The 11988-nt window shown below is 76.0% G+C and carries 11 protein-coding genes; 6 read left to right on the forward strand and 5 right to left on the reverse strand.

The features are described from left to right. A partial coding sequence (locus WAA21_RS08205; protein WP_336922294.1) for a glycerate kinase occupies positions 1–813 on the reverse strand: 813 nt, incomplete at its 3' end. Between the two features lie 66 nt (positions 814–879). Here WAA21_RS08205 and nadA point away from each other — a divergent pair. After that, entirely contained in the window at positions 880–2106 is a 1227-nt protein-coding gene (gene nadA / locus WAA21_RS08210; RefSeq protein ID WP_442893251.1) for a quinolinate synthase NadA, read from the forward strand. Between the two features lie 218 nt (positions 2107–2324). On the opposite strand, the gene WAA21_RS08215 is transcribed toward nadA, so the two are convergent. Further along, on the reverse strand, positions 2325–3773 hold the full coding sequence (locus WAA21_RS08215; protein ID WP_336922295.1) for a dipeptidase: 1449 nt from the start codon (positions 3771–3773) through the stop codon (positions 2325–2327). Positions 3774–3828: 55 nt separating this feature from the next. On the opposite strand from WAA21_RS08215, the gene WAA21_RS08220 reads away from it, so the two are divergent. Then, positions 3829–4410, forward strand: a complete 582-nt coding sequence (locus WAA21_RS08220; protein WP_336922296.1) for a DUF3043 domain-containing protein — start codon at positions 3829–3831, stop codon at positions 4408–4410. Positions 4411–4499: 89 nt separating this feature from the next. Next, the gene (locus WAA21_RS08225; RefSeq protein ID WP_336922297.1) at positions 4500–5516 is read left to right on the forward strand and encodes an aldo/keto reductase family protein; all 1017 of its coding nucleotides are present in this window, start codon (positions 4500–4502) and stop codon (positions 5514–5516) included. A gap of 31 nt (positions 5517–5547) precedes the next feature. On the opposite strand, the gene WAA21_RS08230 is transcribed toward WAA21_RS08225, so the two are convergent. Both WAA21_RS08230 and WAA21_RS08235 read right to left on the reverse strand, forming a co-directional pair. Further along, entirely contained in the window at positions 5548–5784 is a 237-nt protein-coding gene (locus WAA21_RS08230; protein WP_336922298.1) for a hypothetical protein, read from the reverse strand. A 125-nt stretch (positions 5785–5909) separates the two neighbouring features. Then, a complete protein-coding gene (locus WAA21_RS08235; RefSeq protein WP_336922299.1) occupies positions 5910–6095 on the reverse strand; it encodes a hypothetical protein in 186 nt (61 codons plus the stop codon). A gap of 244 nt (positions 6096–6339) precedes the next feature. Between WAA21_RS08235 and WAA21_RS08240 the strand changes: the two genes are divergently transcribed. Continuing rightward, complete coding sequence (locus tag WAA21_RS08240) at positions 6340–7503, forward strand: nicotinate-nucleotide--dimethylbenzimidazole phosphoribosyltransferase (RefSeq protein ID WP_336922300.1); 1164 nt, start codon at positions 6340–6342, stop codon at positions 7501–7503. Positions 7504–7545: 42 nt separating this feature from the next. On the opposite strand, the gene gcvT is transcribed toward WAA21_RS08240, so the two are convergent. Next, positions 7546–8715, reverse strand: coding sequence for a glycine cleavage system aminomethyltransferase GcvT (gene gcvT, locus WAA21_RS08245; RefSeq protein ID WP_336922301.1), 1170 nt, complete (start codon positions 8713–8715; stop codon positions 7546–7548). 127 nt (positions 8716–8842) lie between these two features. On the opposite strand from gcvT, the gene WAA21_RS08250 reads away from it, so the two are divergent. After that, on the forward strand, positions 8843–10456 hold the full coding sequence (locus WAA21_RS08250; protein WP_336922302.1) for a leucyl aminopeptidase: 1614 nt from the start codon (positions 8843–8845) through the stop codon (positions 10454–10456). Positions 10457–10524: 68 nt separating this feature from the next. Continuing rightward, the gene (lpdA, locus tag WAA21_RS08255; RefSeq protein ID WP_336922303.1) at positions 10525–11916 is read left to right on the forward strand and encodes a dihydrolipoyl dehydrogenase; all 1392 of its coding nucleotides are present in this window, start codon (positions 10525–10527) and stop codon (positions 11914–11916) included. Positions 11917–11988: the final 72 nt, after the last annotated feature.

Here is an 11988-nt window from a genome sequence, read left to right on the forward strand (position 1 = left end):
GGCCCCCGCACCCGGCAGCGCCACGAGGCGGCCGGGGTCGGGCGCGCCCGCGGCGCCGGCGGCCTCGACGAGGACCGCGGCCCACGCCGTCATCGCGGCGTCCGCCGACGGCAGGGACGCCGCGGGCACGCCGAGGTCGCGGCCGCTCGCCTGCACGGGGCCGTGACGCCCCACGAGGGGGCTGTCGCGGTCCGTCGCGAGGACGAGCTCGACGCCGGTGAGGCGCTCGCGCAGCAGGGCCAGGTGGGCCACCTCGCCCGGGGTCCGCTGGGCCGCGGCGGCGAGGCCGGGAGGCGCCGGGTCGGCGTGGCCCGTCCCGTCGAGCAGCGTCTCGGCGAGCCCGGTGAGCAGGCCCGCGCCGCCGTCGAGGACGCCCGCGCGCCCCGCGCCGACGACGACCCGCTCGGCGCCGGTCCCGACGGCTTCGCCCACGAGCCGGCCCGCGCCCCGGCTGGTGCGTCGCAGGACGCCCGCGGCGTCACCCGCCGGCGCGTCGACGACGAGGTGCTCGCCGAGGGCGTGCGAGAGGTCGACGTACGCGCTCGCGCGCCCGCTCGGGTCGTCGGCCGCGGCCACGAGCAGGACGGCGGCCGGCACGGGCGCGCCGTCGGGTCCGGGCACAGTCACCTGCACCAGGGACCCGGGCAGCGCCGCCCGGACGGCCTCGACGACGCCGGCCCCGCCGTCGGACATCGGCACGAGCGTCACCGTGTCGTCGGGCGCGTGGCGGCGCCAGCCGTCCGCCATCGCGGCGGCGGCCTCGGGGGCGCTGAGGGTGCCGCGGAAGCTGTCGGGGGCCATCACCACGTGCACGCCCTGCAGTGTGCTGCACTGGTGCGCGTGACCAGCACGCCCACCGGCACCGCGCTGCCGACGACGCTGCCGACACCCGGGGTGCGGCGTGCGGACGGCCCGACCGCCCCCGGCTCGCTGCTGCTCCTCGGCCGGGGCCGCGACCTCGCGAGCGAGCGGGGCGTGGAGTGCCCGGGCGACCTGCCGGCCCCGTCCGACCCCGACCTGGTCGCGCGGGCGCAGCGGGCCCGCGCCGCCCTGGGCGACCGCGCGTTCGTGCTCGGGCACCACTACCAGCGCGACGAGGTCATCGCCTTCGCCGACGTCACCGGCGACTCCTTCAAGCTGGCCCGCGACGCCGCCGCGCGCCCGGAGGCGGAGTACGTCGTCTTCTGCGGCGTCCACTTCATGGCCGAGAGCGCCGACCTGCTCACCGCGCCGGGCCAGGCCGTGGTCCTGCCGGACCTCGCGGCGGGCTGCTCCATGGCCGACATGGCGGCGATCGGCCAGGTCGAGGACGCGTGGCGCGTGCTCGCCGACGCCGGCGTCGCCGACCGCACGGTCCCCGTCAGCTACATGAACTCCTCCGCGGCGATCAAGGCGTTCACGGGGCGCAACGGCGGCACCGTGTGCACGTCGAGCAACGCCGAGCAGGCGCTCCGCTGGGCGTTCGAGCAGACCGGCGCGGTCGAGTCCGAGGGCCCGGCCGCCGGCAAGGTGTTGTTCCTCCCCGATCAGCACCTCGGCCGCAACACCGCGGTCCTCGCGCTCGGGCTGTCGCTGGACGACTGCGTCGTCTACGACCCCTGGAAGCCCGGCGGCGGGCTCACGACCGAGCAGCTCGAGCGGGCCCGGATGATCCTGTGGCGCGGGCACTGCTCGGTGCACGGCCGCTTCAGCGCCGAGGCGGTCGACGCGTACCGGGAGCGCATCCCCGGCGTCAACGTGCTCGTGCACCCGGAGTGCCGGCACGAGGTCGTCACCCGCGCCGACGTCGTCGGCTCGACCGAGCTCATCATCCGCACCCTCGAGCGGGCCGAGCCCGGCTCGTCGTGGGTGGTCGGCACCGAGCTCAACCTCGTCAAGCGGCTCGCGGCGCAGCACCCGGACAAGCAGGTCCACTTCCTCGACCGCGACGTCTGCTACTGCTCGACGATGAACCGCATCGACCTGCCGCACCTCGTGTGGGCGCTGGAGTCCCTCGCCGACGGCCGGGTCGTCAACCGGGTCGTCGTCGACGACGAGACCGCGCACTGGGCCCGGGTCGGCCTCGACCGCATGCTCGCGCTGCCGGGACCGACCGCGAAGGACTGACCCCGGTCACGCGCACCCGCCGTCATGATCCTTGCGGGTACGGCACGCTCACCCCGCCGTGCGCGCGTCTCACGTCATGATCCATGCCGCGGCGACACGCGGGGCGCCCGTGCGCGCGCCTGACGTCATGATCCTTGCCGTGGCGACACGCCGGGCGGCCGTGCGCGCGCCTCACGTCATGATCCATGCCGCGGCGACACGCGGGGCACCCCAGTCCGTCAGCGCGGCGTCAGCGCCTCCAGCAGCAGCGCCTCGGCGACGCACGCCCGCGCGAACTCGCCGAGGTGCAGCGACTCGTCGATGCCGTGCGCACGCGAGTCCGGGTCCTCGACGCCCGTGACGAGCACGGTCGCGCCGGGCAGGACCCGGTCGAGGTCGGCGATGAACGGGATCGACCCGCCGACCCCGATGTCCACCGCGTCCCGTCCCCACGCCGTCGCGAGCGCCCACCGGGCCGCCGCGAAGGACGGCGAGGAGGTATCGGCGGCGAACCCGTGGCCCTGCTCCTCGGTGTCCACGAGCACCTCGGCCCCGCCCGCCGGCTGGGCGAGCAGGTGCGCGCGCAGCGCGTCGAAGGCCGCGGCCGGGTCCGCGCCGGGGGGCACGCGGACCGAGACCCGGGCGCGCGCGACCGGCTGCACGGTGTTCGACGCGGTCGCGACCGACGGCAGGTCGAGGCCGATGACCGTGACGGCCGGCCCCGCCCACACGCGGGCGGCGACGTCGCCGGGCCCGCCGGCGAGGTCGACGCCGTCGAGCACCCCCGCCTCGGCGCGGAACCGGTCCTCGGGGTAGGCCTGCTGCGCCGCGACCGCCTCGGCCGCGTGCGGCGGCAGGTCGCCGAGGCCGGGCACGGAGACCGAGCCGTCCGGACCGTGGAGCGAGGCGAGCAGCCGGACGAGCGTGACGGTCGGGTCCGGGACGGCGCCCCCGAACATGCCGGAGTGCAGCGCGTGGTCGAGCGTGCGCACCTCGACGCGGGCCTGCACGAGGCCGCGCAGCGTCGTGGTGAGGGCGGGCACGCCCACGGCGGCGTTGGTCGAGTCGGCCACCACGAGCACGTCGGCGCGCAGCAGCTCGGCGTGCTCGGCGAGGAAGGCGGAGAACGACGGCGAGCCGACCTCCTCCTCCCCCTCGACGAACACCGTGACCCCGACCCCGCCGTCGGGGCCGTGCGCGTCGAGGTGGGCCCGCACCGCGGCGAGGTGCGCGCAGACGCCCGCCTTGTCGTCGGCGGCGCCGCGCCCGTACAGGCGCTCGCCCCGCCGGGTCGGCTCGAACGCCGGGGACGTCCACTGCGACGCGTCTCCGGGCGGCTGCACGTCGTGGTGGGCGTACAGCAGGACGGTCGGCGCGCCGGGCGGCGCGGGCCGGCGCGCCACCAGCGCGGGGGCCCCGGGCGTGCCGTCCGGGCGGGGTGCGCTCAGCCGACGGACGTCCGGCAGGCCCGCCTCGCGCAGCAGCCGCTCGACGGCGTCGGCGGAGCGCTCGACGTGCGCCTGGTCGAAGGCGGCCGCCGACACCGACGGGATCCGCACGAGCGACTCCAGCGCGGCGACCGTCTGCTCCAGGCCCGCCTCGACCGTCTCGCGGGTGCGGCGGACCGCGTCGTCGTCGGGGACGGTCCAGGTCGCGCTCGGGCCGGGCTGCGAGGAGGTGTCGGGCACGGGTCCCGACCGTAGCGCCACCGGGCGGGGCTCCCGGCGGGATACCCTCGGCACCATGTTCGGCCGCGCCAGGACCCCCACCGAGGACACCCCGACCCCCGTCGCGGACCGGCCCGGCGCCAAGAACCGTCCGACCCCCAAACGCTCCGTCGCCGAGGCGGCCAACCGCCGACCGCTCGTGCCCGACGACCGCAAGGTCGCGCGGACGCGCGAGCGCGACCAGCGGCGGGCGGACCAGGCGAGGACGCTCGAGTCGTACCAGACCGAGGACCAGCGGTACCTGCCCGCGCGCGACCGCGGGCCCGTGCGGCGCTACGTGCGCGACCTCGTCGACCGCCGGCGCAACGTCGGGCAGTACTTCCTGCCCGTCGCGTTCCTCGTGCTGTTCCTCACCCTCGTGCCGGACCCGACGTTCCGGGTCGTCTCCGCCGTCACCATGTACGTGGTGCTCGGCGTGCTCGTGCTCGACTGCCTGCTCCTGGCGCGGACGGTCAAGACGGCCGTGGCCGAGCGGTTCGGCGAGGAGGCCGCCCAGGAGCGGGGGCTGCGCATGTACGCCGTCATGCGCGCGACCCAGATGCGGCGCATGCGCCGGCCGGTGGCCAAGGTCGGCCACGGGCAGCCGCCGCGCCCCTGACCGGTCCCCGACCGGCCCCTCATCGGCTCGCCGGCCCCGGTCCCCGCCCCGGTTCGCGGGACCGCAGACGCGTCGTGTGTGATCGACGCATGGACTACCGACACCTCGGCCGCAGCGGCCTCGTCATCAGCGAGATCATCTACGGCAACTGGCTCACGCACGGCTCCCAGGTCGAGAACGACGCCGCGACCGCGTGCGTCCGCGCCGCCCTGGCCGCCGGCATCACCACCTTCGACACCGCCGACGTCTACGCCAACACGGCGGCGGAGAGCGTCCTCGGCGACGCGCTGCAGGGCGAGCGCCGCGAGAGCCTCGAGATCTTCACGAAGGTCTACTGGCCGACCGGCCCCAAGGGCCACAACGACACCGGCCTCGGCCGCAAGCACGTCATGGAGTCGATCGACGGCTCGCTGCGACGGCTGCGCACCGACTACGTCGACCTGTACCAGGCGCACCGCTTCGACGTGACGACGCCGCTGGAGGAGACGATGAGCGCCTTCGCCGACGTCGTGCACTCCGGCAAGGCCCACTACATCGGCGTGAGCGAGTGGACCGCCGAGCAGATCCGGGCCGGCGCCGAGCTCGCCCGCGAGCTGCGCATCCCGTTCGTCTCCAGCCAGCCGCAGTACTCGATGCTGTGGCGGGTCATCGAGGACGAGGTCGTGCCGACCTCGCGCGAGCTCGGGCTCGGCCAGATCGTGTGGTCGCCCATCGCCCAGGGCGTGCTCACCGGCAAGTACGTGCCCGGCCAGCCGCTGCCCGAGGGCTCGCGCGCCACGGACGAGAAGGGCGGCGCGAACATGATCAAGCGGTTCATGCGCGACGAGGTCCTCGAGCGCGTGCAGCAGCTGCAGCCGGTCGCCGACGAGGTCGGGCTGTCCATGGCCCAGCTCGCCGTGGCGTGGGTGCTGCAGAACGACAACGTGTCCGGCGCCATCATCGGCGCGTCCCGCCCCGAGCAGGTCACGGAGAACGTGAAGGCCGCCGGCGTGCGGCTGCCGGCCGAGGTCATGGCGCGCATCGACGAGGTCCTCGGCGACGTCGTCGAGCGCGACCCCGCCCGCACCAAGGAGGGCATGCCGCGGGGGCGCAGCGTCGCCTCCTGACGGGTCCGACCCGGGGGACGTGGCGCGGGGCTCAGCCCTCGGCGGGGTGCAGGCTCATCGGCCCGTACACCACGTCGTCGCCGTGCAGCAGCGAGACGGCGTCGACGCCGGCGTCGAGGAGCTCGCGCCACGTCTCCCCCACCCAGGCCTCGGCCTCGGCCTGCGACGGGAACACCGCGCGCGGCAGGGAGGCGTCCTCGAGCACGGCGCCGCCCGTCGCCTCGTACCGCCACGACCAGGGACCCGGCTGAGCCGTCCGCTCCGTCATGCACCAACCCTAGGCAGAGCGTGACGGTCCGCCTCCCGACGCGCCCGGACAGCAGAGGACCGGGCGGGGCCTGCGCCCCGCCCGGTCCTCGGGCTCTCGTCCCCGGGCGCTGCCCGGGGGGAGGATCAGCCGTCCGTCGGCTCCATGGTGGCCATCGGGTCCTCGGTCATCATGCCCGGGTCCATGGTGTCCTCGACCGCCGGGTCGTCGACCGCGGGGTCCTCGGTGGTGGCCCCGTCGTCGGCGCAGCCGGCGAGAAGGGTGGCGCTGGCGAGCGCGGCGATGGCCACGCCGGAGATGGTCCTGCGCATGTTTCCTCCCGAAATGTGCGCGGGTTCCCCGGGCACGCCCGGGGTGCCGTCGGCGACGGCGGTGTGACGTTAGGGGCCTACCCACCCCTGCGCACGTCCACACCTCGTGACGAACCCGACATGTCAGGTGCTGGACGTCGGCCGCGACCCCGCGGGGGTCACGACGTCGCAGGTCAGCGGCCGTCGACAGCCCCCGCAGGCCCTGTGTCGGCACCGCGGCGACGCGCCGGGCACACTCTCGGACGTGACGAGCGCCACTCCCGCGGAGCCCCCGGACGACCTCGTCGAGGCGACGGGCCCCGACCTGCACGGCCTCGCCACGGGCGTGCGGCCTCCGTCCCGGGCGGCCGAGCAGCGCGCGCGGGCGCGCCTGGACACCCTGCTCCTGCCGCCCGACGGCCTCGGCTCGCTGCAGCGCCTGGCGCTGTGGTGGGCGGCCGTCAGGGACGACGAGACGGCGCCTCCCCCCGCCTCGGTCGAGGCGGTCGTGCTGGCGGCCGACCACGGCGTCGCCGTCCGGGGCGTGTCCGCGCTGCCGCTCGGGCACACGGCCGTCTCGGCGCGCGCCCTGCGCGACGGCCGGGCGGCGACCAGCGCCGTGGCCGGCCGTTGGGGCGTACCGGTGCGGCTCGTGGCGGTCGACGTGGCCGGTCCGCACGGACCGGAGGCCCGCCCGCTCGACAGCGGCGACGTCATGGACACCGGGCTGCTGTCGCGCTCGGTGGCCCTGGGCAGCGAGGTCGCGGACGAGCTCGTGGCCGCCGGCCGCGACCTCGTGGTGCTCGGCGACCTCGGCGTGGGGTCCACGACGACGGCCGCCGCCGCGGTCGGGGCCGTGCTCCGACGTCCCGTGCTCGACGTGGTCGGGCGCGGCAGCGGCGTCGACGACACCGCGTGGATGCGCAAGGCGGCCGCGGTGCGCGAGGGGCTGCGCCGTGCGCGGGCGCGCAGCCGCGACGTGACCACCGTGCTGCGGACGGTCGGCTCCCCCGACCTCGCCGCGGCGGTGGCGCTGCTGCTGCGCTGCAGCGCGGCCGGGCTGCCGGTCGTCCTCGACGGCCCGCTCGTGGTCGCCGCGGCCGTCCTCGCCAACCGCGTCTCGCCCACCGCCCGGCAGTGGTGGCTCGTCGCGGAGCGCACCGACGAGCCGTGCGTGCACCGCGCGCTGGAGACCTTCGCGATGACGCCCGTCCTCGACCTCGGGGTCCGCGCCGGCAGCGGGCTGGCCGGCCTGCTCGCCGTGCAGGCACTGGGCGCGGCGGTCGCCGTGCAGCACGGGACCGTCACGAGCGCCGAGGCCTGGCCCGCCGTCGAGACGCCCGAGGAGCCGGACGGGTACCCGGACCGGCAGCCGGATAGTCAGCCGGACGACGACGCGGACGGGCCCGAGGGGTCCACGACGGCCTAGCCGCGACTCGGAGCGGCGGCCGCAGGCGACCGCACGGTCGCCTCAGTCGCGCACGTGCGAGGGCACGAAGGGCGGGCGCTGCACCCGGCACACGAGCACGCGCCCGCGCACGTCGACGGCGACCTCGTCGCCCTCGCCGACGCCCGCGCCGGTGTCGAGGAGCGCGAGCGCGATGCCGGTCCTGGCGGTCGGCGAGTACGTCCCCGACGTCGTCGTCCCCACCCGCTCCCCCAGCGAGGGCGCGCCGCCGTCGCCGCTCGCGAGCCGGTGCACGGCCATGCCGGCCCGCGGCACACCGCGACCGGTCGCGAGCAGGCCGGTGGCGCGGCGGCGCGGACCCGCCGCCTTCTCCGCGGCGACCGCCTCGCGCCCGGTGAAGCGCTCCTTGCGCCAGCCGACGGCGAAGCCGAGGCCGGCCTGCACGGGGGTGACGTCCGGGCCGATGTCGTTGCCGTGCAGCGGGTAGCCCATCTCGGTGCGCAGCGTGTCCCGCGCCGCGAGCCCCGCGGGCAGCCCGCCCTCGGCGGCCACCGCCTCGCGCAGCCGCGCCCACAGCGCGGGTGCCCCCTCGGCCGGCACGAGCACCTCGTACCCGCGCTCGCCGGTGTACCCCGTGCGGCACACGACCGTGCGGTGGGCGCCGTCGACCGACGACCCCTCACCGGACGCCTCGTCGACCACGGTGAACGACATGTAGTCGTGGCCGTGCGGCAGCCCCGCCGCGGCGAGCACCGCGTCGGCGCGCGGGCCCTGCACCGCGAGCACGGCGACCTCCCGGTGCACGTCGACGACCTCGACGCCGGCGGGGGCGCCGTCGCGCAGCCGGCGCACCACCTCGGCGGCGTTGGCGGCGTTCGGCACGAGGACGAGGTCGTCGTCGGCGACGCGGTAGGCGATGAGGTCGTCGACGATGCCGCCGTCCTCGGCCAGGCACAGGGTGTACTGCGCCTGACCGGACCCCACCCGGTCCAGGGAGTTGCTCAGGACGGTGTCGACGTGGGCGACGGCCCCGGCGCCGCGCACGAGGACCGTGCCGAGGTGGGAGACGTCGAAGAGCCCGACCCGCTCGCGCACGGCGGCGTGCTCGGCGAGGGTGCCGGCGCCGTACTCCACGGGCATCGACCAGCCGCCGAACTCGGCCCGACGGGCGCCCGCCTCCTCGTGCAGCGCGTCCAGCGGCGAGCGGAGCAGGGCAGAAGAGGTGTCGGCCACCCGAGCACCGTAGTCTCGGCGCGCAGCCGGGCCCGTGCCGTCGCCCGCACCCGCTGGTGCCGCGTCGTGACGGGTCGTCGAGGACCACCCGGACGTCCCGCGCAGCGCGCGGGAGGAGAGGACGCTCGTGAGCCCCACCGCCACCCCGTCGGCCCAGCAGGGCACCACCAGGGACGCGCTCCCCGCCGTCACCGCGAGCACGAGGAAGCTGTCCGGCGTCACCGCCGACGCGGCCGTCGTCGGCATGGTGCAGGGACCCGACGGCGCCACCGTGGCGGTCGAGGACCTGCCCGAGGACAGCGTCCACGCCCTCGAGGCCGCCGCGGCCGCGCTCGACTTCACGGGCAAGGCGTCCACCACGCTGCGCCTGCCCGGCGTCGAGGGCCTCGAGGTCGACCAGGTCGTCCTCGTCGGCCTCGGCCGTCCGGACGGCGACGACGTGACCCCGGACACCCTGCGGCGGGCCGCGGGTGCCGCGCTGCGCGCGGTGAGCCGCGCGAGCACCGTCCTCGTCGTCCTCCCGACCGAGGAGGCGGAGCACGCGCGGGCCGTCACCGAGGGCGCGCTGCTGGGGGCCTACCGCTTCACCGCCTACAAGTCGGGCCTCGCGTCCGGCGCGACGACGGCCTCGCGGGACAAGGACGCGAAGGGCAAGGACGCCAAGGGCGCCGACGGCCGGGACGGCGTCACGGAGCTGCTCGTGCACGTCGGCGCGCGCCGCGACAAGGACGTGCGCGCCGCGGTGGAGCGCGGGCAGGTCGTCGCCGCGGCGGTCGCGCTCGCGCGCGACCTCGTCAACACGCCGCCGCTGGACCTGCACCCGGCCACGTTCGCCGACCGCGCCGAGCAGGCGGTGCGCTCGCTGCCGGTCAAGGTCCAGGTGCTCGACGAGAAGCAGCTCGCGCGCAAGGGCTACGGCGGGATCCTCGCCGTCGGGCAGGGCTCCTCGCGCCCGCCGCGGCTCGTCACCCTGTCGTACTCGCCGTCACGCGCGAAGGGCCACGTCGCCCTCGTCGGCAAGGGCATCACCTTCGACACCGGCGGCATCTCGCTCAAGCCGCCGGCGTCCATGCCCGGCATGAAGGCCGACATGAGCGGCGCCGCCGCCGTGCTGTCCACGGTCGTCGCCGCCGCGCGCCTCGGCCTGCCGGTCGCCGTGACGGGCTACCTCGCGCTCGCCGAGAACATGCCCGGCGGCGCCGCGCAGCGCCCGAGCGACGTCATCACGATGTACGGCGGGCGGACCGTGGAGGTCCTCAACACCGACGCGGAGGGCCGGCTCGTCATGGCCGACGCCATCGTGACGGCGCTCGAGCAGTCCCCGGACGCCGTCATCGACGTCGCCACCCTCACCGGCGCCCAGGTCGTCGCCCTCGGCAGCCGCGTGTCGGGCGTCATGGCCAACGACGACGCCCTGCGCAGCGAGGTCGTCGCCAACGCCGACGTCGCGGGCGAGGAGATGTGGCCCATGCCGCTGCCGGCGCACCTGCGCGCGACCATGGACTCCACGGTCGCCGACATCGCCAACATCTCCAGCAAGCGCGACGCGGGCATGCTGACGGCCGGCGTCTTCCTGCAGGAGTTCGTGCCGACCGGCGGCGAGCAGCACGTGCCGTGGGCGCACGTCGACATCGCGGGGCCGGCGTTCAACGAGGGCGGGCCGTTCGACCACGTCCACAAGGGCGGCACGGGCGCGGCGGTCGCCACGCTCGTGCGCCTGCTGGAGAACCGTTCGGTCTGAGGTGGTTGGATTGCCGACGACCGCCAGGAGCACAGCCGCCCCGCGGGGCGGGGAACCGGGAGAACGCAGTGGCTGAGGGCACGGGCCAGTCCGGCGAGTACGACGTCGTCATCCTCGGCGGGGGCAGCGGGGGCTACGCCTGCGCGCTGCGGGCCGCCGAGCTCGGCATGAACGTCGCGCTCGTCGAGAAGGACAAGCTCGGGGGCACCTGCCTGCACCGCGGCTGCATCCCGACGAAGGCGCTGCTGCACGCGGCCGAGGTCGCCGACAGCACGCGCGACTCCGAGCACTACGGCGTCAAGGCGACGCTCGAGGGCGTCGACGTGCCCGCGGTCACCAAGTACCGCGAGGGCGTGGTCGGCCGGCTGTACAAGGGCCTGCAGGGCCTCGTGAAGAGCCGGAAGATCACCTACGTGGAGGGCACGGGCCGCCTGGCCGACGCCCGCACGGTCGAGGTCGACGGCCAGCGGCTGACCGGGCGCCACGTGGTCCTCGCCACCGGCTCGTACGCGCGCACCCTGCCCGGGCTGGAGGTCGGCGGGCGCATCGTCACCAGCGACGGCGCGCTGGCCCTCGACCACGTCCCGGACAAGGTCGTCGTCCTCGGCGGCGGGGTCATCGGCGTCGAGTTCGCCAGCGTGTGGCGCTCCTTCGGCTCGGAGGTGATGATCGTCGAGGCCCTGCCGCGGCTCGTCGCGGCCGAGGACGAGGCCGTCTCCAAGGCGTTCGAGCGGGCGTACCGCAAGCGCGGGATCGCCTTCAAGACGGGCGTCAAGTTCACCGGCGCGACCCAGGACGACGACGGCGTCACCGTCTCGCTGGAGAACGGCGAGGAGCTGCGTGCCGACCTGCTGCTCGTCGCCGTCGGGCGCGGGCCGGTCACCGAGGGCCTCGGCTACGAGGAGGCCGGGATCACCGTCGACCGCGGCTTCGTGCCCACCGACGAGCGCCTGCGCACCGGGGTGGAGAACGTGTGGGCGGTGGGCGACATCGTCCCCGGCCTGCAGCTCGCGCACCGCGGCTTCGCCCACGGCATCTTCGTGGCCGAGGAGATCGCCGGGCTCAACCCGGCGCCCGTCGTCGACGTCAACGTCCCCCGCGTCACGTACTCCGAGCCCGAGGTCGCCAGCGTCGGCCTCACCGAGAAGCAGGCGAAGGAGAAGCTGGGCGAGGACCGGGTCGCCACCTACGAGTACAACCTCGGCGGCAACGGCAAGAGCCAGATCCTCGGCACCACGGGCTTCGTCAAGCTCGTCCGCGAGGTCGACGGGCCGGTCGTCGGCGTCCACGCCGTCGGCACGCGCATGGGCGAGCAGATCGGCGAGGGCCAGCTCATCGTCAACTGGGAGGCGTACCCCGAGGACGTCGCCTCCCTCGTCCACGCGCACCCGACCCAGAACGAGGCCATGGGCGAGGCGCACCTGGCGCTCGCCGGCAAGCCGTTGCACTCGCACTCCTGACGCACGCACCACGCGCACCAGCACCGCCCGCACCCGCACCACACACCCGTCACAGCCACACGGAGGACGACC

This window comes from Aquipuribacter sp. SD81, assembly GCF_037153975.1.
In the GTDB taxonomy this organism is placed as follows: Bacteria; Actinomycetota; Actinomycetes; order Actinomycetales; family JBBAYJ01; genus Aquipuribacter.

Bases quoted from the DNA above. Each gene is read 5' to 3' on its own strand.
- WAA21_RS08220 (WP_336922296.1), top strand. From the start codon at position 3,829: ATGTTCGGCCGCGCCAGGACCCCCACCGAGGACACCCCGACCCCCGTC.
- WAA21_RS08225 (WP_336922297.1), top strand. From the start codon at position 4,500: ATGGACTACCGACACCTCGGCCGCAGCGGCCTCGTCATCAGCGAGATC.
- WAA21_RS08230 (WP_336922298.1), bottom strand. From the start codon at position 5,784: ATGACGGAGCGGACGGCTCAGCCGGGTCCCTGGTCGTGGCGGTACGAG.
- WAA21_RS08235 (WP_336922299.1), bottom strand. From the start codon at position 6,095: ATGCGCAGGACCATCTCCGGCGTGGCCATCGCCGCGCTCGCCAGCGCC.